25 protein-coding genes, 1 pseudogene and 2 CRISPR repeat arrays are annotated in these 26,009 nt (G+C 58.0%); of the genes and pseudogenes, 15 read left to right on the forward strand and 11 right to left on the reverse strand.

Annotated elements, in window-relative coordinates:
- Positions 1-267: 267 nt before the first annotated feature.
- A complete protein-coding gene (sufU, locus tag NKH31_RS06510; RefSeq protein ID WP_254864321.1) occupies positions 268-693 on the reverse strand; it encodes a Fe-S cluster assembly sulfur transfer protein SufU in 426 nt (141 codons plus the stop codon).
- A 65-nt stretch (positions 694-758) separates the two neighbouring features.
- A complete protein-coding gene (locus tag NKH31_RS06515) occupies positions 759-968 on the reverse strand; it encodes a hypothetical protein (protein WP_254864322.1) in 210 nt (69 codons plus the stop codon).
- Between the two features lie 254 nt (positions 969-1,222).
- On the opposite strand from NKH31_RS06515, the gene NKH31_RS06520 reads away from it, so the two are divergent.
- Positions 1,223-1,555, forward strand: a complete 333-nt coding sequence (locus NKH31_RS06520) for a DUF7344 domain-containing protein (protein ID WP_254864323.1) — start codon at positions 1,223-1,225, stop codon at positions 1,553-1,555.
- Between the two features lie 64 nt (positions 1,556-1,619).
- On the opposite strand, the pseudogene NKH31_RS06525 reads toward NKH31_RS06520, so the two are convergent.
- Positions 1,620-1,970 (reverse strand): annotated as a pseudogene (locus tag NKH31_RS06525) (4-vinyl reductase); the annotation flags it as partial.
- 47 nt (positions 1,971-2,017) lie between these two features.
- Between NKH31_RS06525 and NKH31_RS06530 the strand changes: the two are divergent.
- Entirely contained in the window at positions 2,018-2,209 is a 192-nt protein-coding gene (locus NKH31_RS06530) for a globin domain-containing protein (protein WP_254864324.1), read from the forward strand.
- A gap of 642 nt (positions 2,210-2,851) precedes the next feature.
- A CRISPR array of direct repeats spans positions 2,852-4,414; the repeat unit is 37 nt; unit sequence GTTTCAATTCCGTTGTGGATTTTCTCCCTGCTGCGAC.
- Between the two features lie 115 nt (positions 4,415-4,529).
- On the opposite strand, the gene csa3 is transcribed toward NKH31_RS06530, so the two are convergent.
- The gene (gene csa3, locus NKH31_RS06535; RefSeq protein WP_254864325.1) at positions 4,530-5,180 is read right to left on the reverse strand and encodes a CRISPR-associated CARF protein Csa3; all 651 of its coding nucleotides are present in this window, start codon (positions 5,178-5,180) and stop codon (positions 4,530-4,532) included.
- A 268-nt stretch (positions 5,181-5,448) separates the two neighbouring features.
- On the opposite strand from csa3, the gene cas6 reads away from it, so the two are divergent.
- The 9 genes from cas6 to NKH31_RS06580 all read left to right on the forward strand — a co-directional run bounded on the left by cas6 (position 5,449) and on the right by NKH31_RS06580 (position 16,857).
- Entirely contained in the window at positions 5,449-6,168 is a 720-nt protein-coding gene (gene cas6 / locus NKH31_RS06540) for a CRISPR system precrRNA processing endoribonuclease RAMP protein Cas6 (protein WP_254864326.1), read from the forward strand.
- A complete protein-coding gene (gene cas10d, locus NKH31_RS06545) occupies positions 6,168-9,278 on the forward strand; it encodes a type I-D CRISPR-associated protein Cas10d/Csc3 (RefSeq protein ID WP_254864327.1) in 3,111 nt (1,036 codons plus the stop codon). The genes cas6 and cas10d overlap by 1 nt, the downstream gene beginning before the upstream one ends.
- 60 nt (positions 9,279-9,338) lie before the next feature.
- Complete coding sequence (gene cas7d / locus NKH31_RS06550) at positions 9,339-10,271, forward strand: type I-D CRISPR-associated protein Cas7/Csc2 (protein WP_254864328.1); 933 nt, start codon at positions 9,339-9,341, stop codon at positions 10,269-10,271.
- Positions 10,272-10,281: 10 nt separating this feature from the next.
- Positions 10,282-11,028 (forward strand): type I-D CRISPR-associated protein Cas5/Csc1, encoded by a 747-nt coding sequence (cas5d, locus tag NKH31_RS06555; RefSeq protein WP_256547916.1) that lies wholly within the window; start codon positions 10,282-10,284, stop codon positions 11,026-11,028.
- A 64-nt stretch (positions 11,029-11,092) separates the two neighbouring features.
- The gene (gene cas3 / locus NKH31_RS06560; RefSeq protein WP_254864330.1) at positions 11,093-13,174 is read left to right on the forward strand and encodes a type I-D CRISPR-associated helicase Cas3'; all 2,082 of its coding nucleotides are present in this window, start codon (positions 11,093-11,095) and stop codon (positions 13,172-13,174) included.
- Positions 13,171-13,788 (forward strand): CRISPR-associated protein Cas4, encoded by a 618-nt coding sequence (cas4, locus tag NKH31_RS06565; RefSeq protein ID WP_425492316.1) that lies wholly within the window; start codon positions 13,171-13,173, stop codon positions 13,786-13,788. Before cas3 ends, cas4 begins: the two co-directional genes overlap by 4 nt.
- Complete coding sequence (gene cas1, locus NKH31_RS06570) at positions 13,785-14,795, forward strand: CRISPR-associated endonuclease Cas1 (protein WP_425492317.1); 1,011 nt, start codon at positions 13,785-13,787, stop codon at positions 14,793-14,795. The genes cas4 and cas1 overlap by 4 nt, the downstream gene beginning before the upstream one ends.
- A gap of 2 nt (positions 14,796-14,797) precedes the next feature.
- Positions 14,798-15,070 (forward strand): CRISPR-associated endonuclease Cas2, encoded by a 273-nt coding sequence (gene cas2, locus NKH31_RS06575; protein ID WP_254864332.1) that lies wholly within the window; start codon positions 14,798-14,800, stop codon positions 15,068-15,070.
- A gap of 114 nt (positions 15,071-15,184) precedes the next feature.
- Positions 15,185-16,164: a CRISPR direct-repeat array (repeat unit 37 nt; unit sequence GTCGCAGAAGGGAGAAAACCCAGAACGGGATTGAAAC).
- Between the two features lie 444 nt (positions 16,165-16,608).
- On the forward strand, positions 16,609-16,857 hold the full coding sequence (locus tag NKH31_RS06580) for a hypothetical protein (RefSeq protein ID WP_254864333.1): 249 nt from the start codon (positions 16,609-16,611) through the stop codon (positions 16,855-16,857).
- A gap of 636 nt (positions 16,858-17,493) precedes the next feature.
- On the opposite strand, the gene NKH31_RS06585 is transcribed toward NKH31_RS06580, so the two are convergent.
- From NKH31_RS06585 to NKH31_RS06610, 6 genes are all read right to left on the reverse strand, one after another.
- Entirely contained in the window at positions 17,494-17,679 is a 186-nt protein-coding gene (locus NKH31_RS06585; RefSeq protein ID WP_254864334.1) for a hypothetical protein, read from the reverse strand.
- Between the two features lie 93 nt (positions 17,680-17,772).
- Positions 17,773-19,023, reverse strand: a complete 1,251-nt coding sequence (locus tag NKH31_RS06590) for an aminotransferase class V-fold PLP-dependent enzyme (RefSeq protein ID WP_254864335.1) — start codon at positions 19,021-19,023, stop codon at positions 17,773-17,775.
- 94 nt (positions 19,024-19,117) lie between these two features.
- On the reverse strand, positions 19,118-19,981 hold the full coding sequence (locus NKH31_RS06595) for a DUF8054 domain-containing protein (RefSeq protein ID WP_254864336.1): 864 nt from the start codon (positions 19,979-19,981) through the stop codon (positions 19,118-19,120).
- A 132-nt stretch (positions 19,982-20,113) separates the two neighbouring features.
- Complete coding sequence (locus NKH31_RS06600) at positions 20,114-20,392, reverse strand: hypothetical protein (RefSeq protein WP_254864337.1); 279 nt, start codon at positions 20,390-20,392, stop codon at positions 20,114-20,116.
- Positions 20,393-20,765: 373 nt separating this feature from the next.
- Positions 20,766-21,119 (reverse strand): DUF7344 domain-containing protein, encoded by a 354-nt coding sequence (locus NKH31_RS06605; protein ID WP_254864338.1) that lies wholly within the window; start codon positions 21,117-21,119, stop codon positions 20,766-20,768.
- A 149-nt stretch (positions 21,120-21,268) separates the two neighbouring features.
- Positions 21,269-21,502, reverse strand: a complete 234-nt coding sequence (locus NKH31_RS06610; protein ID WP_254864339.1) for a hypothetical protein — start codon at positions 21,500-21,502, stop codon at positions 21,269-21,271.
- Between the two features lie 309 nt (positions 21,503-21,811).
- On the opposite strand from NKH31_RS06610, the gene NKH31_RS06615 reads away from it, so the two are divergent.
- The 4 genes from NKH31_RS06615 to hisE all read left to right on the forward strand — a co-directional run bounded on the left by NKH31_RS06615 (position 21,812) and on the right by hisE (position 23,651).
- Positions 21,812-21,973 carry a preprotein translocase subunit Sec61beta gene (locus NKH31_RS06615; RefSeq protein WP_254864340.1) on the forward strand — a complete coding sequence of 54 codons (162 nt, stop codon included), beginning with the start codon at positions 21,812-21,814 and terminating at the stop codon, positions 21,971-21,973.
- 137 nt (positions 21,974-22,110) lie between these two features.
- On the forward strand, positions 22,111-22,722 hold the full coding sequence (gene pdxT / locus NKH31_RS06620; protein WP_254864341.1) for a pyridoxal 5'-phosphate synthase glutaminase subunit PdxT: 612 nt from the start codon (positions 22,111-22,113) through the stop codon (positions 22,720-22,722).
- 117 nt (positions 22,723-22,839) lie between these two features.
- The gene (locus tag NKH31_RS06625) at positions 22,840-23,307 is read left to right on the forward strand and encodes a bifunctional nuclease family protein (protein WP_254864342.1); all 468 of its coding nucleotides are present in this window, start codon (positions 22,840-22,842) and stop codon (positions 23,305-23,307) included.
- On the forward strand, positions 23,304-23,651 hold the full coding sequence (gene hisE, locus NKH31_RS06630; RefSeq protein WP_254864343.1) for a phosphoribosyl-ATP diphosphatase: 348 nt from the start codon (positions 23,304-23,306) through the stop codon (positions 23,649-23,651). The genes NKH31_RS06625 and hisE overlap by 4 nt, the downstream gene beginning before the upstream one ends.
- A 48-nt stretch (positions 23,652-23,699) precedes the next feature.
- On the opposite strand, the gene NKH31_RS06635 is transcribed toward hisE, so the two are convergent.
- Positions 23,700-26,009, reverse strand: coding sequence for a heavy metal translocating P-type ATPase (locus NKH31_RS06635; protein WP_254864344.1), 2,310 nt, complete (start codon positions 26,007-26,009; stop codon positions 23,700-23,702).

Consider the following 26,009-nt stretch of genomic DNA (forward strand, 5'->3'; position numbering starts at 1 on the left):
AAATGCGCATCCGGCACCGGCGAGAAAGACTGGGGTGACGGTGCCGAGCCGTCGCCTCTCGTTCCAGAACGGCGCACGACACCCCCGCGGTGAGTATCGGACCCGACCGCTTCGGACGGTTCGTCGAATGCACCACGGGTGTACGCCCAGCAAGAGACAGCGAGCCCTCACCACCTTTTTCGAGCGAGACGGATCCCGGACGATCAGCAGAGTCCGTTGGTCGATTGAAACGAACTACTGCTCTACCAGGCCAGGAAAATTCGACCCCTAGTCTTCAGTCGTCGTCTTCTCCGTGTCGAGTTCGCCGCGGTAGATCTCGGCGCCGTCCTGGGCGACCTTCTCGGCGAGGACGGCACACTTGATCCGCATCGGCGAGATGTCGACGCCGAGCAACTCGGTGACGTCGTCTCGGTCCATCTCGAGTAGTTCCTCGACGGTCATCCCGGGCAGTTGTTCTGAGAGCAGACTGGCCGAGGCCTGGCTGATCGCACAGCCGTCTCCGCTGAAGGCGACGCGTTCGATCACCGGTTGGTCGCCGTCCTCGTCGAGAACGACGTCCATCTTGATCTCGTCGCCACACATCGGATTCTCGCCGACGTGGCTGAACGTTGGATCCTCGAGTTCCCCGTAATTACGCGGGTTCTTGTAGTGATCGAGGATCTGCTGTCGGTACATATCCGATCCGAGTCCCATTTGATAGCCCTTCGACTGGTCCGGCAAAAAGGATTGCGCTGTTCGCAGACGTTGTTGCGGGTAGCTTACAGTACGTACCGATCGTAGAGGGCGTTGATGACGAACAGAGCTGCTGTGACGACGACGAACGTGATCGCCGCTGCCGAGTAGGAGAGATCGCTAAAGACGAAGACGGTGAGCGTACAGACGAACACGATCGCCGCCGCACCGCCCGCCTGCGCGCCGTTGCCGAGCGCGGGTTTGGGGCCGTCGTCGCCGAGATAGTCTATCTCCATACGAACGGTTCGATCGCGACCGCAATACTAGTTTATTATTTGTTAGTATTATTCCGATTAGATTCGCCACCTTCGATGGACCGTGCTCCCAAGTGAGCGGATAGTGATGACGAGACGGTTAGTTAATGACCATAAGCAATTGTCTTTTATGTCTGCAGTGCGTGGAGAGAGGTACCGATAGTATCGGGCACGAATCGACGGCCTGTCGATTGCCCCCATTGACACCAATTCAGTGTGCATGAAAACCCCCACCCATGAACGCAGACACACCACCAGCCACCGACCGGACGTCCCGAGTGATAACCGCCCTCTCGAACGAGTACTGTCGAGCCGTTATCGCGTGCTGTCGCGGGCGCACCGATCCGACGGTCTCCTTCGAGACGCTCGTCCACGACGTCGGGCGGCGGTCGACTCTCGATCCGTCGACGGTCGACGTCCACCTACACCACCACGCCCTGCCGAAACTGGCCGATGCCGGTCTCATCGAATACGATCGGACCGACGGCACCGTCAGGTACAACGAACAGCACGAGTGTGAGTCGTTACTCGAAACCGTCCAGACGAGCCTCGCCACGTCACCCGACTGAACGAGTACACTGCCACGACAGTCGGCCCCGAGGAAACGCCCGGTAGTCGACTCGCTCACCCAGTTCAGTCCCGATTTGAGATGGACCGGGACGGGTTCTGAACACGGGGCGTCCGCTCGGCGGTGGTCTCCGAGGGGGTTGCGACTTCGAATTTCGTGACCAGAAACTCACAGCGTGGGGCTCCAACGTGCGTACACTGACGCTCTTCGACGTGAAACGGTTCCTCGTAGTGCTCGCCGATCCCGACCAGAATACCGCCAGCCAGGGCGCAGAACCCGCGGCCCGACTCGTAGGCAACGAGCACTCGGCTTTCGTCTATCCAGGAACTCGAAAGACGGGGCGGCGTAAACGACGACAGTTTCTTCCCACGCAACGCCTCGTGGACGTACGCTTCGGCGTTTGCAACGAGTTCGAGGCCCGCCCAATCCTGGTCGACGTGAACGCCGTACGTCGAGACGAGCTGTGGAACGAGAAACCTACGATAGCCGCTCGATGCGCGAGGCCCACGCGGACATGGGAATCACCGACGAGGACTTCGACGCGGTCGCCGACCACCTCGACGCGACCCTCCTCGACGCGGACGTGGCACCCGAGGACCGGCAAACCGTCCTCGAAACCGTCGATGGCTACCGGGACGAAGTGGTGGCCAGGTAGGTAACGAGCGGACTCGTCGGTAGCAGACTCGACAGGACATTCGTCGAGTGTGCGTCGGAGAGCGATGTATCGCTACTCACCCATCAGATCCACTAATTACCTTTCTCGACAGTAAGCAGTAATTATATAGTAATTCACACCAAACGGTCGAACGGAAGCCGCTCTCCACACCGTCGCGGGGGCTGCGCAGAAATGCCCCGGGTGGTTAGGACACCCGAGACGCGGCTTCCAAGCACGCGGCTTGGTCACCATGATTGCGTACACACCATCGAGACAAAAAGGTCTCGCACGCCTGCGGTATCGACAGCTACAGCTGCGATCGACTTACGCTTTGGATTCTAGCGTTCGACTTGACCCGTTTCGGGATGGGGTGTGCTGATGGCGAACGTCAAGTCGAACGAGAAATTGGATGTAGAAACCTGTTACCGTTGTGGCGATTCGCTTGACCGTGCGCACTGGGTTCGCCTCTCAACGGTGAACTGTGGTGAACTGGCCGCGGCGTATCGCGACAGTGACCGACAGTTCTGTCCCGACTGCATCGCGGCCATCGGGATGATGGAAATCGATATTTCCGTTCACAAAGACCTGGAGGGTAGGCGACGGGACCGGTTGTTACCGATTCGTTGAGCTCTGCCAACCATCGTTTCAATTCCGTTGTGGATTTTCTCCCTGCTGCGACCGATCAGCAACATCCTCGCCTCGTGAAACGCCATTGTTTCAATTCCGTTGTGGATTTTCTCCCTGCTGCGACCGTCGGAGGTGCCACGTTGCCACCAGCGATAGAACCGTTTCAATTCCGTTGTGGATTTTCTCCCTGCTGCGACCCGTTCGCGTACGAGTCGAGCACCAACGTCTCGACGTTTCAATTCCGTTGTGGATTTTCTCCCTGCTGCGACATGGTAGCGGTTCCAGGTCGCGGCGGCCGAAGCCCGGTTTCAATTCCGTTGTGGATTTTCTCCCTGCTGCGACACTCCTTCCTCGAGCTCTTGTCCTTCGAGACCGGAGTTTCAATTCCGTTGTGGATTTTCTCCCTGCTGCGACACGACCCTCACGGCAACGAATCTCACACGGAGGACTAGTTTCAATTCCGTTGTGGATTTTCTCCCTGCTGCGACTCGACGATAACCGCAACCAGTTCACCGTTGATATCTTGTTTCAATTCCGTTGTGGATTTTCTCCCTGCTGCGACCGACGAGAAGGCGGTCGAACCGCATAGCATAGGCAGTTTCAATTCCGTTGTGGATTTTCTCCCTGCTGCGACATGCTGGGTATGAAGTTCTCACCCTCCTCTAAAAGTTTCAATTCCGTTGTGGATTTTCTCCCTGCTGCGACTCATCAGGCCGAGAATGAACAGCGCCACCAGCAGGAGTTTCAATTCCGTTGTGGATTTTCTCCCTGCTGCGACCGAATCGTCGAGACGGACTACCACGCGGACGACGAAGTTTCAATTCCGTTGTGGATTTTCTCCCTGCTGCGACGTTCCGGGTGGCCTTCCGGGTATACCTGATAGAGTTTCAATTCCGTTGTGGATTTTCTCCCTGCTGCGACTCGAGCACGAAGCCATCCCGGTTATCTCGGGCAACGTTTCAATTCCGTTGTGGATTTTCTCCCTGCTGCGACGTGCCGTCAGACGCACGGATCGACTGGCGCCAGATCGTGTTTCAATTCCGTTGTGGATTTTCTCCCTGCTGCGACATTCCGGATCGTGGCGCAACTCCTGTGCTACAACGTGTTTCAATTCCGTTGTGGATTTTCTCCCTGCTGCGACCCGCGCGCGAGGTGGGCCTGTCCGACCCTTACAGTAGTTTCAATTCCGTTGTGGATTTTCTCCCTGCTGCGACAACGCGAGAAATTTACAGACTTCCTCGTGTGGAACGTTTCAATTCCGTTGTGGATTTTCTCCCTGCTGCGACAGCACTCGGGGCAGCCACGCGTTTCACAGTGTGTCGGTTTCAATTCCGTTGTGGATTTTCTCCCTGCTGCGACCTCAGCGTCCTGTTCATCGTTTCAGGGTTAATCGGGTTTCAATTCCGTTGTGGATTTTCTCCCTGCTGCGACCCGACACATCGCAAGGATGGTTGACAGTGGGAGATATTGTTTCAATTCCGTTGTGGATTTTCTCCCTGCTGCGACGGTTCGCTGCCGGTTGGGCGGTCCACTGCTACCGCGTTTCAATTCCGTTGTGGATTTTCTCCCTGCTGCGACTGGGGGTGAATATGGGGCTATAGGCCCCATAATTGTTTCTCCTGGCTCGAAAATCGACCTGTGCTTCGTGGACTGGGGCTGTACAGCGACTTCATAAGGGTCCACGAAGAGTAGTTCAAGGGAACTGCGATGCGAGGTACAGTCGGCCACTGAGCGTGATTTCGACGAGCTTGGATCGATCTTCGGTGTGGCACGATACTAATCCCTCGGATTCGAGTTGGTTGACGTGCCGAGTGATCGTACTCTTCGCACTTTCCCGTCGCTCTTCGAGTGATGAAATCGACACCGGTTGCCCTTGGTCCGCTACGGTGATCAGCGTCTGTTTCGCACCACGGGAAACGTTCGTCGGGAGCGTGGGTACTTCCCACTCCCGAACCTGTCCATCGATATCGCTGTAACCCAAGATGCCAGCGATATTTTGTCCATGCGCAATTGTGGCAACGATCAGTGGAACGAGTACGTCACGGGCACCCCCTCCAAAATTGACTATCACCGAGCCGTCCGCAGCCGTCAAAAGGTCGCTGCACTGAATTACGGCCGACGAAAAGTCATCGTGCGGAATCCGTTCGACGTCAACCGAGATTTCCGGTTCGATTTCGTGCAATAGTTTCTCGACATCTGCAATCGCATCCGCCGCGCGATCGGTATCGGTCTCCTCGCCGGGACGAACCAGCACAACAAGGTCTCCCGCCTCGATATCTTGTTTTAGAATCGCCCGCGTGACGCTGGTCGTGTTGAACCCGATCGGTGAAACGAACGTCCGCATTTGCCTGAATTTCGCGTCTTGGACTCATAATATTGCAGGATATTGCAACGGACCCGTTCCTGTTGCAGTACAAATAGGTCGGTGGCTTTATGACCATTGCACATCATTTTCTGCCATCCGTCGCATGGCAACACAGAAACCAAAGGGATCCCAGGTTCGCCGGGTCGAAATCTGCGTTCGACCCACAGCTCGATTTCCTGTCCCGAAGTCAGACGGGTATCCGCTCTACAGTGCACTTCTACACATACTCGAGCGAGCGAACGAATCCGTGAGCCAGCAGGTTCACGACTCCCAACTCGGAAGCCTCCACTGCAGCGGCCTTCAAGGCCGATTCGGTGGAAGCGATCGAGCCCACCACAAGAGCCTCCTCCCGAACGAGGAGTACACCATCCGGCTCGGAATCGTCGATCCCGACGACGAGGCAGTGTTCCAGGCACTCGTGAAACAACTCGTGCTGGAAGGCGAGGAAATCGCGTTGACCGACGGCACGTTGCGGGTCGAATCCTTCGAAAGCCGGAACGTGAGTCACGAAGAACTACTCACACGCGCGGGGGAAATGGATGATCCATCAGTGACGATCGATTTCCAGACCGCGACGTGTATCAAGGAAGCTGGAGAGGTTACCACGGCGTTTCCACACCGATGGGCCGTACTGAAGTCGTTGCTCGGAAAGTGGAATCGGTCGTGTCCGGACGATCTGGAGTTGGAACTGGATCGTGAGGCGGTGTTGGCGAATGTGATCGAAAAGCCGAACGTAGACACACTCGATACACATAGCGTCTTGGTGAACAGAGTTCGAAACGAGGACGGAGAGACACGGAATCTGTTTCTTCAGGGATTTACCGGTGAGGTCACGTTCGAGTTCAAAGACGCGAGTGAGAGTCTGGAGAATGCCGTTGTTGCGGTGGCGCAACTTGGGGAGTACAGTGGCGTAGGGAGTGCAGTGGCTAGAGGGTGTGGATCAGTTAGTGTGAAGGTGTTAAATTAATGAGTGATGGCTCAGACGAAGAGCAAAGTGGGCTCAATGACTTCAGCAGCGCTGATAGAGGTGAACCAAATGATCCGAAGATAAGAGAAAAGGCAAAGTCTGGCGTCGCGTCCCTGTCAGGGGAAATATTCGAGAATCCTGACGAGGCATTCGCTCCCGACGAGACAGAGTCTGACGAGCAGGAAGCGCTCAACGAGGTGTTCAAGGAGTACCTCTCCGAGATAGACGGGAAGCTCATTGAGGCTGGTTGGCTATATCTCCCGAATAAGAGCACCGAATACGGGAAAGTCGACCAATCAATGCTCAACCACACGCGGAACCTTGTATTCTTCCTCCACCGGCTGGCTACTCAAGCAAAACCAGCCGGTCTCAGACCGATTTCTCCGAAAGAGTTGCGCCACCTCATCGCTCTTGCGGTCATTCATGACTTCCACAAACTCCGTGATGAAGACGGGAATCGGTCAGAGCGATTCAACATTACAATTGATGAACTAGAACCTTTCGTTCAAGAACTCGGATTAAAGGAGTTCAGTGCAGACCCTTCGGAAGCAGATTCGGCCCTCGAGCTGCGAGATTTCCGTTCCTGTGCTGTTGATCACCACGCGACCGACAATGCTAAACCGACGAATGTGACGATTCGGTGGGAAGAATACCGACCGTTCATCCGATTAGCAGACGGGATGGCATCCTCGACGACACCAGAAAAAGCGGCGGATTCGAGGGCACAAAAGCAGTTTCGGGAATGTTTCCCAGGTGCAGACGTTGAACTGGCTCATCACCGAATTGATCACGTGAGTGGAATATTCACAAGCTTGATCAATACTGCTGTCAATGAGCACCTTGAAGAAGAATATGATCATACGCTTCTGACTATCTATCAAGATGGGTGTGTATATCTTGCGCCACAAAATCGATTTCCTAAGCTCACTGACCAGTTTGTAAATGCGATTTACAACCAATTGAGCAAGAACATCAGTGACTTTCATCCCACGTACAGTAATACAGATCTTCTTGCTGAAGACATCGGCACGGTAAATCTCGGGCATTATAGCCTAAACCCCTCTCAGTTCTTTTACGCTGGTGCACAACGAGTGACACAAGCAATTATAAAAAAAGGTGTTAATGATGGCTCTATTGATGAAGAGCCAACTGAATCGGCTCTTAAATCGATGGAATTGTTGGAGGATGATCTTGATAGTGAATTATACAAAACAAGCCAGTTGTATGGAATGGCACGATTTGTAAGTACCATCCGAAGAGGAATTCTTCCAGCATTCCTTAATGACTCAGGGATGTTATCTGATGAGGGACTTCGTGCGACCGGTAACGTGCTCAATCTTCCTGAGGACGTTGCAGAAGAACTAATCTCCCTACCTTCGGATGTTAAAGATCGGCTTGTGAGCGGTAATAAGTGGGAATTTTCATACGCCTTTGGACAAGCTCTACTGGAAAAGCACGGTCAAGGAAAGAAAATCAGTGAGGGTGAATCGAAGATCATTGAAAATATAGAGGATGGGCTCGATTCGATCGCAGACGAGACGTACTGGGTGGAGACTCTTCGAGAGAGCTATTCTGGTGGATACCGCTCAGAAGTGGTTTCCTTCATCCAAAAACATCTCCGAATTGGTGAAGAATCACAAGGGGAAGCAGGCGCACTTACAGACACTTACAACCAGTATGCAGAAAGCTCTCGTCGTGGACGCATCTGCTCACTCTGTTCTGGTGGCCTAAGTGATACACACAACCTTGGTGATATGCAGCCATCTGACGACATCACCATGATTCGTGGAGGGTTCACAAACCGCGATCCGATTGGGAGTGGTAAACGAGATAACCGAGTGGTGTGTGTCCCTTGCCAAATCGAACTTTCGCTACGTGGTGCGGCTAGTAACAACCGCTACAATGGCCGACTATTCATTCACCTCTCACCAGATTACTTCTACACACCTTTTACATGGCGACTATTTAACCGGATCACCAACCAGTTTACCGGCGATAATCGTGTTCGAATTGGTCGACTTGCTGAGGCGGTTTCGGATATTGAAGAGCCGGAAAAATTCAATCAAGTGCTGACTGAACTCACACGAGAGGATGGAGGTCGGCCAATGATTGACTCACTTTCCGGCGGTTTTGATCAAGAGGCGCAGTATGGAGCACAAGTTGTCGGGTATTTCAAAGAGTTGTATGATGAGGGCACAGGAAATGATACTGAGTTCCAGTTCTTCGGGACTTTCCTCGCCCTTGCAATCAGTTCCTACACGGGAATGCGAGTGTATCTCAGTGCATCTCCGATCCCGGAGATGCGATCGCGTGACTTCCCAGAGTTCGTAAAGATCGGAGGTAGCTTCACTCAAGTAACATCGTTCTATGGAGATAGCGTTCCACTCTCAGAATTGCAAGTACGACTTCAGTCAGCAGCTGCCCTGATCAAGCTAGGTCACGCACTTCAGGGAAAAACCCGTAAGGACTCGCTGTTCGCGAAGTACCTTCGGGTGACTCGAAACGAGCTGCTCCCGGGGTCGTATCTGCTCAAACGAGCAGCCCAATCCTCAGATGAGGGGCCGTACATTCCCGCCCTGATGAGGTACGCAGTCACGCTGGATGAGCAAGCCGGAATCAAGCAGTACGGTTCAAATATGAGTGATACACCACACAGCCGCATCACACAACTCGCCGATCTCGCCTACGATGCAATCCGTCCCGCAAGCGGACATGGGCGAAAGCCACATCGCGTCGAACGAGTCTTTCGCGAGAGTGTGAAGGCGGTCTCGAAAACAGGAGAACAGCTGAGCCGAGACGACTACGTGATGCTCGTCTCGGGTAGACTTCAAAAACGACTAGTTCCGGAGAAAGTGAAAGCTGTTTACCCAGTCAGTGCAGAAATGTCGAACGCTGGCACACCATTACAGGAACGCATTGAGGAGTATTCCGAATTCTTCGTCGACGAGATCCTCTATGGTATCGCCAACGGCCGTCCCTCGCAGCTGAAACGGCTCAAGAACAACCTTGCCGATGGATTCTTTGGTGCAACGCTCAGGGCAGAATCGAAGTTTTACGAAGAGCGTGACCAACAGAACGAGACCACCGACACGAAAACGGAGGCGGAGTAACCAATGCTACCAGAATCAGTCACTACGGCGCTAGAGAGCGGGACCGTTCCGATCGACGAAATGACGAACACACCAGGAACCAACTACACGACGATCCTGGTTCTCAGAGAACTCGAAAGTCACGCAATCTTTACGACGAATGGCGAGGACGCTGACATCGCCTCGCTCTCGGTCGTTGGAGATGGCGCAAGTATCGAGTACTCGCCGGGAATCATGTTCATGCGTAAACAAACCGGTAGCGACCGCCGCATGGGCAAGGCCATCCAGCGCGAGCTGCTGAATTACGAGGAAGACGACTCGATGGAGGTAAACAACATGAACCCCCGTTCAGTCGAGTCGGCCCTCTACGGGAGTGCAGCAAGCGGCGACGATGACGTCGATATTGGCGTTACCTCGCGAGTAATGTACGATACGGCGTTTAGCGTACGGGACGCAAGCGCATGCATCGACGAGAAGTTCCAGAACGCACCAGGTGAGGATTACGCGAAAGGCTCCCGTTCGACCATCCGTGAGCCGGACTTCTTCGAACCGGGTTCGCTCTTCCCGTGTGCAATTACGCTCCGAGACGCGACGCCTGCTGAAGTGGCGTTCGTCGTTGCAATCACGAAACGAAACAAGCGCTACGGTGCAGCAACGACTCGGCTTGGCCGCGTCAAAAACCATATCCTCGGCGTGTACACCGGCGACGAGGAAGGCCCTTCGAACCGCGAACTTACGGCAAACGTCATCACGTCGTTCGCTGCAGAGAGCGATTATACGTTAAGTGACGTCGTTCAGTCCCCAGCGCTCGATATTGCGGAGGCGAGTGAATACGTCCAAGATGCGTACGACGCTGCTTGCACGGAAGGGGTTGCACAGGATCCTGTCGATCAGGCAGTTGTGAACGAACTTGTCGAAATGGCTGCAGATGACGAACTTGGGGCTATTATGGAAGCCCAGCAACCGCATTCCGCGGAATTCATCGATAACGCGATAAAAACTGACGGGGACTGACGGGGTTGCCATGCAGGTCATCGAAGCAACGCTCACGACGCACGGAAAAGTTGGATTCGCCTCACGAGAGGTGGGTCGAATGACCGATACAGATCCGTGTATCCTGAACACAGCGTTGCACTACGCCCTCGGCCTCGCGAGTGGACGGTACGTGGACGTGATTCACCAGCCAACCTACATCGAAGACACCGCCGATGTAGTCGACGATGTCTATGTCACCCCCGCGGCCCCCGCTCGTATCGAACGGCAAGGGACGGCTCGGACGGAATATCTGACCACGAATCGAAACGCTCGAAGCGACACCTACGCGACGCCCAACTACCCGGCCACTGACGATCCAACAGGTCGAGCTGACAAGAATCTCCCGACGTTCGAGCGGGAACGGGCGTTAGCACCCGAGAATGCGTTCCGTTTCTACGTCTTTCCGTACGGGCAAGAAGCGAGCGAAGTATCTACACGACTTCCATCGTATATCCGACTTGGGAAGAAGCGAGGGAAGGGACATGTCAGTTATCGAATTGTCGACGCCGAGCGCCGATCGGGAACGTTCAATCTCGGACATCCACTGAGCGTATACGATCACGACGCTATGCCGACAGGTGGCGTCGTGATGAAGCAGATGCAGCCGACACCGGTCTGGTTCGAAGGGGAGTTCGACACTGACCACTACGCTATTGAGTCCCCATTTCCGAACGAGTCGAGGATCCGTTATCCGGCCGGGGCGAAGTTTCTCGCAACAAAACGGGACGATGTCTAACCACGATTCAGTCTCGTTCCAGCTTGCTGGGCTTGGACTTCGGACGTATCCGGGTGAGTATCCGGTGGAAGGTATCACACCGTATCGACACCAGTGGGCCCTCCACGATGCGCTTACATCCCGTGAACCCGGGATATTCGTGAACGATGCCCCCACCGGCGGGGGAAAAACGCTCTCCTGGTTGGCACCGGTAATTTCAGCAGGGCTCTCGACAGTCGCTATCTATCCAACAAACGCACTAATCGAAGACCAACAGAGAAATATTTCTGAGTTATTGAGTGATGTCGATGGTGGGGACGACTGTCAGCTACTGGCCGTCACTAGTGAAACGCTCCAGAACGAATATGCAGAGCAGTTTCCCGATGCCAGTTCTAACGGCGAACGGCTTTCATCCCTACTGAGACAGGCATTTTCAGGCCGGAAGCCCGTCGTTCTCCTCACAAACCCAGACATATTCGTATTGCTTCGTCGAGAAATGTACCATGAGCGAATTGGGCAGATCAAACAATTTGAAGTGGCCGTCGTTGACGAATTTCACCGAGCAACACGAAAAGAGCGGAATACGATACTGTTCCTCCTCGACGAGATGTACGATACCGACGAGTCTATATGTCGATTGAACCACCTCGTTTTCCTGAGTGCAACATCAGACGTGCGCCTCGAACGCCAGTTCGAAGAGGCGATGGTTGCGCCATATTATCGAGTCGACGACGTTGGGTGGCGAACGGATCCGCATCCCGCAATCACAGAAGAAACGCCATCAACGATATCATTTGGACCGGGTGAATTACCCGCAGCATACCGCGCGGTCTTACCACCTGTAGATTTGGTAATCGAGCCAGCACCGACGTTCGGGACCGCGGCAGAAGTGCTTGACAACGTCGAAGTGGTGCTGGAGCGATTGGCCACCGGTCGGACGGTTATCATGCTCGATGGGGTTCACGAAATCGACCGCGTGTATGATCTCTTACACGGTTCGGATCTCACTCGCGTTGAACGGATTGACGGATTTCACCGCGAGGACGTGCGGGAGAAAATCGACACGTTCGACACCTTAGTGAGTAACTCTGCCGTTGAGGTCGGTGTCGACTTCGATGCGGACCAGATCGTATTCTCGGGCCACGATGCTGCAAGCTTCTTCCAGCGACTTGGACGGCTTCGCACCCGTCCTGACCGGTCTGATGCGTTTGCATACGCCCCTCCCTATCTCTTTCACGATCTTGAACCCCTTTCAGACTCTCTCGACGGACAATGGGTTGATCGCTCAGAATTCGAAAAACGGGTCAAATCGGCCTATGTCGATTCGTCCACACCCGCTTCGTTTGACTGGCGGTACTCCGCTGTAGAGGCCTACGATCACGTCGAAGAGCGAGTAGAAGGTGCACCAGCGGATGACCAACTGGCCATTCGAAAGGCTGGCTGGTATCGAATTGAAAGTCACTTTTTCAACGAGGACAAGGGCGGCCTCTCCGAAAACGACCTCCAACGTATCTACGAGGTGGCTGATTCAGCACTTCTCAATACGCTGAAAACGTATCGGGGGGAAAGCGTCCAGACACTCGTTTACGATCAGCGTTCACAGAGCGTTCAAACGTACAATCTCCCGTACCTTCTCCGCCATTCTGACGTTTCATTCTATACCCGAGATACCTTTTTAACTCATCTACCAGATGGGCTTGTTGATAAAGTGTCAAGATTGGAACCGTACAGTAGCGGTTACTGCATTTACAGAGGTGAATACGACGGGCAATCAGCCGGTGGAGATGCTGATCAGACCGCTGGAAGGCTTTTCACGTATAAAGCAACGGGGGAACTCTATAGCCTTCTGAGCGATTGTTCTCGAGATATCCGTACCCCAAAGGTTTGCACTGGTCTAGAGGTCGAAGTGACGCCGAGCGTCAGGGGTGTTGATGTACTAAAGGATGAACTCTCTACCGACCAGATCCTTTGTTATCCGGTCGAAGGGCATGTCTCACAAATTCAGAACCAGTACTCACTCGGTTCATTTGGGTTCATTTATCCACTTCTCTATTCCGAAGGCGACGCAGCAGTGGCATTCGGCCACGACGCCCTGTATCTCCATTGTCGCGTTCAAGACAGAATACAAGCAGAATCTAACACGTTCGACGAGGTGCTCGATTTTTGAGTTCGCCAACAACCGTCGGACAACGAGACGAACTCGTTCACGTTAGCGCGTTGAATGAATACGTGTACTGTCCACGTCGGTTCTACTATCAGCGATATCACGACGAAATCGGTACTCCGTACGAACTCATTGACGGTCGATCGAAACACCAGAACCAATCAAACAGAGGGGGATGGGTGACTGAACGTTACTTCAGATCCGACGAGCTCAAACTACACGGGAAAATTGACCTGATTGAATCTGACAGTGAGGTTCTTACCCCAGTCGAGCGGAAGCGTTCCGAAAGTGGGCAATACTATCCGAGCGACGAGGTGCAACTCACAGGATACTGCATGTTACTCGAGGATGCACTCGACGAACCGGTGAATGTTGGCTACATTTACCTTTATTCGACCGATACCCGACACGCGATTAGGATCAAAGAACGGCATAGAGAAACAGTTCGTAAGATCGTGTCGAGAATTACAGAGATGACTGTTAATTCCCTTCCCCCATTCACCGACAATCCAAAAAAGTGCGAAGCCTGCTCAGCACGCCAGTACTGCATGCCATACGAAACAGCGCTACTCGAACCCGAGAAAGCCCAAGGGACTGGCTGGGAGGACCGCGTATGAAGTCTGCGGAGGGAATGTTCGATGAATCGATCGTCTACGTGACGAGGCAGGGTGCTCAGATCCGGACCGGCGAGGGACGAATCATAGTCTTCGACGTCACGCTAGACGAAGACGACGATAGTGATCCGGAGTTGGCCTCCTACCCAATCGAGAAGGTGGATACGATAAACGTCTTCGGCGGAGTCAACTTCACGACGCCTTTCATCAAGACGGCGAACGAGTCGGGGATCGTCCTCAACTACTTCAGCACGAACGGGAAGTATCGCGGAAGCTATCGTCCAACGAAGAACACGATCGCCGAAATTCGACGGGCACAGTACGGATTGTCGAGACAGGAGGAACTCGAAATCGCGAAGTCGATGATTTCCGGAAAGATCCGGAATGCTCGCACTCTCCTCTCTCGAAAGGGTGTTCACGGGACGGATGTTCTCAGAGATCTCGGAGTGCGCGCGACGAAAGCTATGACAAAAGACGCTCTCCGCGGGACGGAAGGCGAAGCTGCAGAGCGCTACTTCTCCCGACTGGACGAGACCCTTATTGACGGCTGGACGTTCGAAAAGCGGACGACACGCCCGCCGGAAGACCACATCAATTCGCTACTGTCACTTACCTACGTCTTCGTCAAGAACGAGGTGCTTGGCGCGCTCTATCAGTACAATCTTGATCCGTTCCTCGGCGTGTTACACGCCGATCGGCATGGCCGGCCCTCGCTCGCGCTCGACCTGCAAGAGGAGTTCCGGCCGATATTCTGTGATGCGTTCGTTACGCGGCTGATCAACCGCGGTGTGATAACACACGATGACTTCAACAAGGACAATCGATTGGCCGATGACGCGTTCAAGACGTACCTTGGAAAATTCGACGAGTACATGCAAGAGGAGTTCACACACCCATATTTCGAGTACAACGTCTCGAGGCGGAAGGCAATTCGTCAGCAGGCGATCTTACTTCGAAAAGCAATCACTGGTGAACTCGATGGATACCATCCTTTGACATTCGATCGATAACAATGCGTCTCGTCATTACGTACGACATCAGCGACGACAAGAATCGGCGTCGAATCTATCGAACACTCCAGCGATACGGGGCCTGGCGACAGTACAGCGTATTCGAGGTCAACGTCTCGAAAACGGAACGCGTCGAACTGGAAGATGAGTTGAAAAAACACGTCGAAGAATCCGATGACGATCGAATCAGAATCTACCGTCTTTGTCAGTCGTGCCAGGGTGACGTGACCGATATCGGTGCAGGACCACCAGACGAACAGTCCAACATTGTGTAGCTGGTCTTCGTAGACCATTATAAAGGAGGTGTACAGCCCCGGTCCACGAAGCGCGGGTCGATTTTCGAGCCAGGAGAAACAATTATGAGGCCTATAGCCCGATATTCACCCCCGGTCGCAGAAGGGAGAAAACCCAGAACGGGATTGAAACACCATCCTCATCTTGTGGGTGTATATGGTCGAACCGTCGCAGAAGGGAGAAAACCCAGAACGGGATTGAAACTTATGGATCACCCCCTCAATATCACCTTCCGAGTGTCGCAGAAGGGAGAAAACCCAGAACGGGATTGAAACAATCATCGGTCCTGTCAAACCTACCCTCACCATGATGTCGCAGAAGGGAGAAAACCCAGAACGGGATTGAAACCGGGAGATTCTGGCCGTTCGAACCGCATTCGGGGCGTCGCAGAAGGGAGAAAACCCAGAACGGGATTGAAACTTGGTGACGCCACGGACAATATCAGTGCGGTCGTCGTGTCGCAGAAGGGAGAAAACCCAGAACGGGATTGAAACATTGCCTTCGGCTGATCGCCACGATCGCGCAAGGCGGTCGCAGAAGGGAGAAAACCCAGAACGGGATTGAAACACCAGTGCCCGGTCTGTGGATGGGCCGTTATCCGCTCGTCGCAGAAGGGAGAAAACCCAGAACGGGATTGAAACTATTAACGCACTCATTGGCGATACGGTAGTGCAGGTCGCAGAAGGGAGAAAACCCAGAACGGGATTGAAACCCCTCGGTGATCCACAGGTCGTATTCGTCGGATCCGTCGCAGAAGGGAGAAAACCCAGAACGGGATTGAAACCGTTAACTCCAGAGGGAAGAGCGCCACCTCGTCGAGCGTCGCAGAAGGGAGAAAACCCAGAACGGGATTGAAACAAGTAGAGTTTTCATTAAACCATGTAACTGGGTCAGTCGCAGAAGGGAGAAAACCCAGAACGGGATTGAAACTCTAAGAGCATGGCTGTTGCATCGATGGGTTCGTGTCGCAGAAGGGAGAAAACCCAGAACGGGATTGAAACACGTCAGGGAACGATCGAAAGGACTCGTCTACCGGACGTCGCAGAAGGGAGAAAACCCAGAACGGGACAAAACGCGATGAATACCTCTCGGCGTTGCGGCAAATATTGAATGGGGCTCAGCCGTCAGGCAATACCCTCGTTTCCACGAAAAACGACCAAAATTGTCGTTCTATACTGGTTTCTTCGACGAGATTCGCCTGCAATTTGCCTTCATAAAGACGGACAGCCCGTCCCACGATAAAAATTTTAATTTCCAACTAGTTGGTTAGATATAAGTAACACTAATACGTACAGTCGGTCGGAAGCACCAGTCTCCACTCGCCAGGGGACAGGCACGAGAAATGTCCCGGGTGGGCAAACACCCGAGACTGTGGCTTCCAGTCGCGGCCGACCGAAGCCATGAATCCGTACCGCCTACCGAGACATAAACCTCTCGCACGACGCTCGAATCGCCCGATATCACCAGCTACGCGGCCGGCGTTACAGCCGGTACCGTCACCGACGATGGGGGTCGTGGGGTGACCGATCGATCGCCGAGTCGCGACGCAGATCGGGACGCGGCGTCGGGGACCGACGAGACGTCGGCCCGCGACGCGTGCGAGCGAGGCGAGCCGGATGCGGAGGCTTCGGAGCTGTCGCGATGTCCGCGGTGTGGCACGCCAGTCGCGATGCTCACGATCTGCGGGCCGATGGACGCGCGGGTCGCCCCGTGTGGCTGTCGGCTCGCCGTCGCGGACGTGAACGAGCTGACGGATTCGTCCTCGTAGCCTGCGCGAACGCGGCCGGACCGCTAACGGCCGGGAAGATTGAGACGCGACAACCGCCGACCGTCGCACCGTTCGCCCGTTCGAACGGTGGCGTCTGTGGCCTGTCCTGCGTCGCGCTCGTACGTGCTCGTCGACTGGAGCATGACCGTCGTCGTGTGAGAGTCGTCAGCACAGCGGAGAACACACCCCGGAGACGGGTGATAGCACCCTGGAGACGATCATCACCGATGGAGTGGCCAGATCGAACGAATCCCACCGCAGTGACGGGCACCCGACAAATGACAGATATGCGCTAATTTTGTGCTCGAAATCGTATGTCGCTATACGAAATCGATCGATGTCGGCACGTGGCGAGAACGAACCGAGACGGTAGATAGGACGCCCCCAGTGGCCGAATTCGTGAAAATCCACCCCGATACAAAGATATACGTTCGGGATATTTTAATAATTTAAGCGACACCAAGTGGGCAAACGGCAGCCCACAGCGCCGACGGTCGCCAGCGCGACGCCGATCCGATACGTGGGTATCCGACGGCTGGGCTGGCCGGGACAACCGACCAGGGACTATCGCGGCGAAAAAGGGTTCGTTCGAGCGAACCAGTCGTCGTGTCGTCCCGATCGATCGAGACGAACGATCTACCGGCTCGGCAGGTCCGGTCGGTCCGCGTCGTGTTCTTCGATACACCCTCTCCACTGGGCGAGTTCGTTCGCGACCCAGGTGGCGGTGCCGAGGATGCCGCTGCTAAAGAGGAATCCGAGCCCGCACGGATTCCCGAGCAGGCCGAGGACGAGCGCGATGATCGCGCTCAGGGCCGTCAGCAAGCCGAGGACGCGACGCAGCGTGTTCAGGATGCGACAGCCGTCGGGCCCGCGAGCGCAGATCGCCGCAATCGATCCTCGATTCGGCCGAGTCAGTCACCCGAACAGCGTTTTCGCGTCCTCGATCGCGGAGACGAGCGGCTCAATCTCGTCCTCGCGATTGTAGACGTAGAACGAGGCGCGCGCCGACGCCGCGACCCCGAGCTTGTCGTGAAGCGGCTGGGTGCAGTGGTCGCCGGCCCTGATCGCCACGGCGTGGTCGTTACAGATCGACGCGAGGTCGTGAGCGTGGACGCCGTCGACGTTGAAGCTCACCAGACCGCCGCGGTCGGGGCCGGGTTCCGGGCCGTAGATTTCGACGCCGCCGAGATCAGTGAGCGTCTCGTAGAGCGCCGCAGCCAGGCGTTCTTCGTGCTCGCGGACGCGCTCCATCCCGAGGTCGTCGAGGTAGTCGACGGCCGCGTGGAGGCCGACGGCCTCGGCGATCGGCGGCGTTCCCGGTTCGAACTTCCAGGGCAACTCGCCCCAGGTCGATTCCTCGAAGGTGACCTTGCGGATCATGCCGCCGCCGTAGAGGTACGGGTCCATCTTCGAGAGCAGTTCTTTCTTGCCGTAGAGACAGCCGATACCCGTCGGGCCGGCCATCTTGTGGGCCGAGAATGCGTAGAAGTCGGCGTCTAGCGCCTCGACGTCGACCGGGCGGGTGGGAACCGCCTGCGCGCCGTCGATGAACGCGAGCGCGTCGTTCGCGTGGGCGAGGTCGATCAGATCGTCGACGGGGTTGACCGTCCCCAGCGTGTTCGAAACGTGGACGGCCGAGACCAGCGCGGTGTCGTCGGTGATGATCTCCCGGGCGTGGTCCATGTCGAGCCGGCCGTCGTCGGGATCGACGGCGATGTAGCGTACGTCCGCGCCGGTTCGCTTTGCGACCTGCTGCCAGGTGACCAGCGAGGCGTGGTGTTCCATCTCCGTGAGGACGACCTCGTCGCCCGGTCCGAGTTCGCGCAGCCCCCAGGCCTGGGCGATCAGATTCTCGCTCTCGGTCGTGTTCTTCGTGAAGATAATCTCCTCGCGACCGCCGCTGGCGCCGACGAACTCGGCGACGCGGTCGTGGGCCTCCTCGTAGGCGATGGATGCCTCCTGACTCAGGTGGTGGATGCCGCGGTGGACGTTGGCGTTGGTCTCCCGGTAGTAGTCGCTCATCGCGTCGACGACCGGATCGGGCGTCTGGGTCGTCGCCGCGTTATCGAGGTAGACGAGTGGGCTGCCGTCGAACTCCCGGTCGAGGATGGGATACTCGGCGCGAACGGAGTCGACGTCGAGCGGCTCGACGCGCTGGTGGCTCATTGAGGGCTAGTGGGCGCTCCAGTCAAAACACTCCTTCGGTCGCGGCTCGATTCGACGATATCGGCGACGAAAAACGGGCGCTCGGACAGGAACCTCACGCGGAGATTTCGAGCAGGCGCGCCTCGCAGTCGTTACAGGTGACGGCGTACACCTCGTAGGAGCGACAGCACGACTCGACGGTCTCGTTGTCGATCTCGATCTCACCGTCACAGCTGGGGCAGGTTTCGAGAAATGCCCGGAGTCCGCCGACGATCTGACCGCGGGCGGCCAACGGCAGGTCCGTCCAGCCGGATAGTTCTTCGTCGAGCAACCGGGCCCCCGCGAGATCCGCGATCAGCGCGGATTCGGACTCCCAGTGGGCGACGGTGCCCGCCTCCGCCGTGACGACGATCCGATCCTGGCCCTCGCGGTCGTCGAGTTCGACGGTTTCGGGGTCGAGTTCGACGAAGGCGGCGACCTGAGCGGTTCGGTCGCCCGATCGGACCGACTCGACGTGTTCGCGCCAGCGCTCGCGCAGGCCGTCGGCGAGACAGAGGTCGTCAACCTCAGCACAGGGGACGAGGACGCCTCCGTCGACGAGCGTCTCCTCGGGATCGACCGGCTCCGGGTCACCTTCGTCGAACTCCTCGACCTGGGAGAGCGAGCCGTCGGCGTCGAGGCCCGGTCCCTTATCGTACTTCGCGAGCAGCCAATCTGGGAAGTAACGCTTCGTCAGCGTCGGCGTCCCGGGGACGAGGTACCCACGAAAGTAGATCGCCCCGAGGGCGGGGACGAAGACGGTCACGGAGACGGCGCCACCGACACCGGCGTCGGCCGCCACCCAGGCGCCGACTCCGAGTCCGCTGGCGAGAACGCCAGCGAGGACGACGTTTACGATCGTACACGGAATGCATCGGTTGTCGCCGGTGTACTCCGGCTGGCGAAGCCGCGCGGCGACCCGAGTGATGCCGTACGTCATACCACCACCGTCGGGTAGGGAGATAAAAAATTCACCGGTCGTTGCGGGATGAACGAGGCGAACTGGTGTAAATATCGGCGAAGGGCGAATCGTCGGTGTTCGACGAGGACGTCGGGAATCCGGCGTGACAGTTCAGGGATGGTCGCGGCCGGTCCGATCCGGCGGACTCGGAGTCGGGGCGGGTCTCGCGTATCGACGGGAGATGGCAACTGAGACGGCCCGTCCGCGACGGATCGCTCGTCCGAGGAGCCACCGGGCGAGCGTCGGCGCGGCAGCGATTCCGAGAAGCATCGTCGCGATGACGATGAACCACCCTGAAGCGACGGTCGTGATCGGTTCCAGCACGGTCATGCTGAGGAGGACCCAGCCCGCCATCAGAACGAGCAGGATCGCGACGTAGCAGGCGATCACGCAGACCGCCCAGAGCCGTGACCGCGTGGTCTCGGCGGGCAGTTGCGATCCGGGGGCGAATCGTGCGGACGGTCGTGGTTCGATGCGGCTGGATAGTTTTCGTGGAGCGATTCGGTTCGACAGGCCGTGTGGAACCTTCCGGGTCGACGGGTCGCGTAAAACGGCCGGGGTGGACGATCCAGCCGGGGTGGACGATCCAGCCGGGTCGGATCCTTCGGCCGAACGGTGGTTTGTGGTGGTACTCGTCATCGAGTATACACAGGTCACACCGGATAATATGTGTTAGCAGAATATCATTTCAGTTGCATCGCTAACCGAAGTGAGCTTCTGATAGGAAACTGGCGTAAATCGTATTTACAAGGTGGTTTGTGACTCACTCGTCGTCAGAAACGATACTGAGGTACGGCCGAAGGGAGGCGGCGTCTACCGCTAATTCGACCGTTTCGGCGGTTGCGTCGTACCGCGCGAGTCCGGCGTCGACGAGCTGGGGTAGGTGGCGGTGGTGTAGGTCGACGAGAATGCGTTGGTACCAGTCGTAGGACGCTTGATCTTCCGCGATGGCGATGTACTCGGCGAGGTCACCGAGGCTGATCGCGGCGGGTTTGCTCGCGAGGTAGACGAGCGTGTGCTGTCGGCGCGTGTCGGCGAGTGCGCCGAATATCGCCGTCGGTGAGGGGGTTCTGTGTTCGGGCCCGACTGTCCGTGGATTTCGGGTTTCTGGCTTCATAGTGACTCTGTACCATACCTACGCGCTGACACCAACGACTCGTCACGACCGACTTCAGCAGAGTACGTCTCCACGTGAGGGGGCCACCCACATAAACATTATTGAGTAAAAAATGAACTAGAAACAAAATGGTACAGACGGATTACCGGTCACTCTTCGAGGAACTCGGGTTCGTACGCCAGCGTTATCGGGTCGGTGCGCTCGATCGTTACCGTCCAGTCGGGTGCGTCAGAGACGGGAACCGCGAGTTCCCAGGTTCCTTCGACGGAAACACCACGACCGAAGGCGTCCATCACGAGCGCGTGTAAGTCTCGCTCGAAAGCGGCGATCGATTCGGTGGAGGGGGACTGGGTCATGATACAGAGCGTTGTCAGAACACTCACAGTGTTCAGGTATCGAGCCGAGATAAGGATGTCCCTCGATCCCCGTTTGTGAGAGCGTTGACCCCGTTTCCGTGCAAAAACGGAACCGCAGTCTGTCGTATCCGAGCGCTACGTGAGCGGATCGGATCCGAACAGTGACACAGTCTGTGCTTACCCGAACAGTGACTCAGAGTATCGGCTCGAACACAGTGAGGCGGATCGAACGTTCGATTCCGACACTGATAGACCGACTGAGAGGCGTCGGTCGGCGCCAGCACGACGGTCGGTTCAGGTCGAAAGATTTAGTTCCCGACGGCCGTATGGGCAGGTATGGATAAAGGTCAGAACACTGGCGGGCTGATGTCCAGTGCCGGACTCGTCCGGTACTTCGACGCGGAGGACTCGAACGCCATTCGAATCGATCCCAAGACGGTCATCGTCTTCGGACTCCTCCTCGGTGTCTTCGTTCAGCTACTGACGTTCATCTCCTGAACGGAGACGCCGGCTCGAGCCATTTTGGCGAGCGGATAGCTGCTTCTGTATTGCGCGTCGTGTGCGAATCACACCGAAACCGCCGCGGGTACCGCCGATGACGCGGCGCTTTTATCGAAGAATCACCTATCGACCCCATGTCACTGACCGCGGGTGTCGTCGCCGTCCAGGGCGACGTCGCCGAACACGCCGGGGCGATCGAACGCGCTTGCGCCCGACGCGACCGCGACGTCGAAGTGATCGAAATACGTGACTCCGGGCTGGTTCCCGACTGCGACCTGCTGGCGATGCCCGGTGGGGAGTCGACGACGATCTCCCGGCTGATTCACGCCGACGGAATCGCCCCGGAGATCCGCGAGCACGTCGACGCGGGAAAGCCGCTCTTTGCCACGTGCGCCGGGTTGATCGTCGCGTCGCGCGACGCCGCCGACGATCGCGTCGACGAACTCGGCCTCCTCGACGTGACCGTCGAGCGCAACGCGTTCGGCCGCCAGCGGGACAGCTTCGAGGCGCCGCTCGACGTCGACGGCCTCGACGAGCCGTTCCCCGCCGTCTTCATTCGCGCACCCGCCATCGACGAGGTCGGTTCTGCCGACGTCCTCGCGAGCTGGGACGGCCGACCGGTCGCCGTCCGACAGGGGCCCGTCCTCGCGACGGCGTTTCACCCGGAACTCACCCCGGACGATCGGCTGCACGATCTGGCGTTCTTCGGGAACGATCGGGCGACGATCGAATCCCAGACCGACTGAGACGGCGCCGACGTCTCCGACCGCAACGCCGGCACGCTCGTGGGCCGACAACTCCGCGCGGTCGGAGACCGTCTCGACGGCGCAGGGCTTTTTCTCCACCGGCCCCGTCGATCGGGTATGAACGCGACCATCGAAGGGGTCCGTCTCGCAGGGACGCCCGAGGGAGCGGTGCCGGTGTTGATCCTCGGCGTCGAAGACGAAGACGACGTCGTGCCGATCTTCGTCGGGATGCAGGAGGCGACCAGCATCGCTCGCGGCCTCGAGGCGGCCGACATCGGCCGACCGCTCACGCACGACCTCCTGCTCGACGTGATGGAAGAACTCGGCGGACGCGTCGAGCGGGTCGTGGTCAGCGACGTCGAAGAGGACGGGCTCGACGGTGGGACGTACATCGCCGACCTGCACGTGACGACGCCGCGTGATAGCGTCGTCGTCGACGCCCGACCGAGCGACTCGCTCGCCCTGGCCGCCCGCACGAACGTCCCGATCGAGATCACCGAGGGCGTCTTCGAGCGCGGTCGAGAGGACCCGGCGAAGTTCGACCAGCTAACGGACATTCGCGACGTCGGAGGGGAACTCGAATGAGCGGCGACGAGCGCGTCCGAAGCGACGAGTTCGCCGAGCCACCGGAGGCGGACGCCCCTGACGCCGCGATCCTCGCCGAACTCTTCTCGATCATCGAATCACGCAAGGAAAGCCGCCCGGAGGGATCGTACACGGCGTCGCTGTTCGTCCACGAGAAGGGCGAAAACGCCGTCCTCGAGAAACTCGGCGAAGAGACGACCGAGGTGATCCTCGCCGCGAAGGACGACGATCACGAGGAACTCGCCTACGAGTCGGCCGACCTGGTCTACCACCTGCTGGTCTTGCTCTCGATGAAGGAGATGGATCTCTCGGATCTGCTCGAAGAACTGGAATCGCGGCTGTGAACTCACGCTTCGGAGTTGGTCCACGGCAGCTACCTGTCCGCTCGGACGCTAGGCCGCGAGATCCGCCCGCCGGAGCAACTGCGCGTTGATCGCGACGATCACCGTGCTCGCGGACATCAACACGGCACCGACGGCGGGTGACAGCAGGATGCCGACGGGCGCGAGAACGCCCGCCGCGAGCGGGAGCGCGAAGACGTTGTAGCCGGCCGCCCAGACGAGGTTCTCGCGCATCTTCCGGTAGCTCTTGCGACTCAACTGGACGAGGTGAGCCACGTCCCGCGGATCGTTCTCGACGAGGACGACGTCGGCCGACTCGACGGCGACGTCCGTTCCGGAACCGATGGCGATGCCGACGTCGGCTCGCGTGAGCGCGGGCGCGTCGTTGACGCCGTCGCCGACCATCGCGACGAGCTGGCCGCGGTCCTGGAGTTCGACGATCTTCTCGTCCTTATCGTCGGGCAGTACCTCGGCGAACACGGTGTCGATGTCGAGTTCGTCTGCGACGGCCCGAGCGACGTCTTCGTCGTCGCCGGTGAGCATCGCCACCTCGACGCCCATCCGGTGGAGCGTCTCGACCGCCTCGCGGCTCTCCTCGCGGATCACGTCCGCGAGTGCGATAGCCCCGACAGGCACCCCCTCGAAGAGGACGAAGACGACGCCCTCCCCGCGGTCGCCCGCCTCGTTCGCGAACCGATCGAGCGTCACCGGCGGATCGGTATCGAGGTGACGGAGCAGGTTCGGCCCGCCGACGGCGATCGACCCCTCGTCTGCGGCATGCGACTCGAGACCGCGTACCCGCTCACCGCCGTTCGACGCCGTCGGCTCGATCGTCGCCCTGACGCCCCGGCCCTCCAGGGCCTCGAACCCACGAACGTCTGGAATCGACAGGTCACGCTCGCTCGCCGTTTCGCGAATGGCCCGGGCGATGACGTGCTCCGAATCGCCCTCAGCGGCGGCCGCGATCGATAACACCTCGTCGTCGGTCCACCCCTCGACCGTCTCCAGGCCGACGACACCCTGCTCGCCCTCGGTGAGCGTCCCCGTCTTGTCGAAGACGACGACGTCGAGGTTGCGCGCCTCCTCCATGGCGATCCGGTCGCGTACGAGCATGCCGTTTCTCGCCGCCATCGAGGTGTTGATCGCGACGACGAGCGGGACGGCAAGCCCCAGAGCGTGCGGACAGGCGATGACGAGGACCGTAACGACGCGTTCGACCACTGGCAATCCGAAGCCGACGGCGACCGTCCAGCCGACGGCCGTCACCGCTGCCACAGCGAGCGCGGCGTAGAAGAGCCAGCCGGCGGCGCGGTCGGCGAGTACCTGCGTCCGAGAGCGGCTCTCCTGAGCCGCCTCGACGAGGCGCATGATTCCCGACAGGGTCGTCTCGTCCCCGGTGGCGCCGACGCGAACGCGCAGGCTTCCGTCGCGGTTGGTCGTCCCGCCGATCACCTCGTCGCCCGGTTCCTTCGTCACTGGTTTCGACTCGCCGGTGAGCATCGACTCGTTTACGTTCGATCGTCCCTCCTCGACGACGCCGTCGGCCGGCACGTTCGCCCCCGGACGGACGAGGACGAGATCTCCCTCGGCGAGCGCATCGATCGGAACGTCCTCGGTCTCGCCGTCGTCGGTGATTCGCTCGGTGGTGTCCGGCAGCAGCTCGGCGAGTTCGTCCAGCGCGCCCGAGGCGCGCCGGACGCTCCGCATCTCGATCCAGTGGCCGAGCAGGAAGATGACGATCAGCGTCACCAGCTCCCAGAAGAACGGTTCGCCGATGTCGAGGGTGACGGCCGCGACGCTGTAGACGAACGCCACCGTGATCGCGAGCGAGATGAGCAGCATCATCCCTGGCTCGCGATTTCTGGCTTCGACCGCGCCCATCCTGAGGAACGGAATCCCACCGTACGCGAAGACGACCACCCCGAGGGCGGGACCGACAAACTCGTTGCCCGGGAACGTGACGGCGTCGTACCCGAACCAGCCCTGCAACATCGGGCTGAAGTACAGAACCGGGAGCGAGAGGACGAGACAGACGAAAAACCGCCTGCGGAACATCGCCTCGTGGCCGGAGTGGTCGACGTGGGCGTCGTGGCGGTGGTCGCTCTGGTCGTGTGCGTCGTGGCGGTGGTCGTCGGGACGGTGGTCGGTTTCACCGTCAGCGTGGCGGTGTTCGCGACCGCCGGAGTCACGTTCTCCCGGCTCCGCCCCGTCGCTCGACCCCCGACGCTCGGTCGGCTTGGTCGCGGGCGAGGGCGCCCTGCGATAGGAATCGCAGACGCGACAGCACGAACAGTAGGTGTCGGTCGGTTTGGGTCGCGTCGCGTTCTCGCCTGTATCGCGGCCCGAAGTGTCCCCCTTCAT

Source organism: Halovivax gelatinilyticus (genome assembly GCF_024300625.1).
GTDB classification, from domain to species: domain Archaea; phylum Halobacteriota; class Halobacteria; order Halobacteriales; family Natrialbaceae; genus Halovivax; species Halovivax gelatinilyticus.

Excerpts from the sequence above, each read along its gene's own strand:
- NKH31_RS06605 (WP_254864338.1), bottom strand. The coding sequence starts at position 21,119 with ATGAAGCCAGAAACCCGAAATCCACGGACAGTCGGGCCCGAACACAGA.
- NKH31_RS06625 (WP_254864342.1), top strand. The coding sequence starts at position 22,840 with ATGAACGCGACCATCGAAGGGGTCCGTCTCGCAGGGACGCCCGAGGGA.
- NKH31_RS06635 (WP_254864344.1), bottom strand. The coding sequence starts at position 26,009 with ATGAAGGGGGACACTTCGGGCCGCGATACAGGCGAGAACGCGACGCGA.
- cas2 (WP_254864332.1), top strand. The coding sequence starts at position 14,798 with ATGCGTCTCGTCATTACGTACGACATCAGCGACGACAAGAATCGGCGT.
- pdxT (WP_254864341.1), top strand. The coding sequence starts at position 22,111 with ATGTCACTGACCGCGGGTGTCGTCGCCGTCCAGGGCGACGTCGCCGAA.
- csa3 (WP_254864325.1), bottom strand. The coding sequence starts at position 5,180 with ATGCGGACGTTCGTTTCACCGATCGGGTTCAACACGACCAGCGTCACG.
- cas7d (WP_254864328.1), top strand. The coding sequence starts at position 9,339 with ATGACGAACACACCAGGAACCAACTACACGACGATCCTGGTTCTCAGA.
- cas1 (WP_425492317.1), top strand. The coding sequence starts at position 13,785 with ATGAAGTCTGCGGAGGGAATGTTCGATGAATCGATCGTCTACGTGACG.
- sufU (WP_254864321.1), bottom strand. The coding sequence starts at position 693 with ATGGGACTCGGATCGGATATGTACCGACAGCAGATCCTCGATCACTAC.
- hisE (WP_254864343.1), top strand. The coding sequence starts at position 23,304 with ATGAGCGGCGACGAGCGCGTCCGAAGCGACGAGTTCGCCGAGCCACCG.
- NKH31_RS06595 (WP_254864336.1), bottom strand. The coding sequence starts at position 19,981 with ATGACGTACGGCATCACTCGGGTCGCCGCGCGGCTTCGCCAGCCGGAG.
- NKH31_RS06615 (WP_254864340.1), top strand. The coding sequence starts at position 21,812 with ATGGATAAAGGTCAGAACACTGGCGGGCTGATGTCCAGTGCCGGACTC.
- cas5d (WP_256547916.1), top strand. The coding sequence starts at position 10,282 with ATGCAGGTCATCGAAGCAACGCTCACGACGCACGGAAAAGTTGGATTC.
- NKH31_RS06590 (WP_254864335.1), bottom strand. The coding sequence starts at position 19,023 with ATGAGCCACCAGCGCGTCGAGCCGCTCGACGTCGACTCCGTTCGCGCC.
- cas10d (WP_254864327.1), top strand. The coding sequence starts at position 6,168 with ATGAGTGATGGCTCAGACGAAGAGCAAAGTGGGCTCAATGACTTCAGC.
- NKH31_RS06520 (WP_254864323.1), top strand. The coding sequence starts at position 1,223 with ATGAACGCAGACACACCACCAGCCACCGACCGGACGTCCCGAGTGATA.
- NKH31_RS06515 (WP_254864322.1), bottom strand. The coding sequence starts at position 968 with ATGGAGATAGACTATCTCGGCGACGACGGCCCCAAACCCGCGCTCGGC.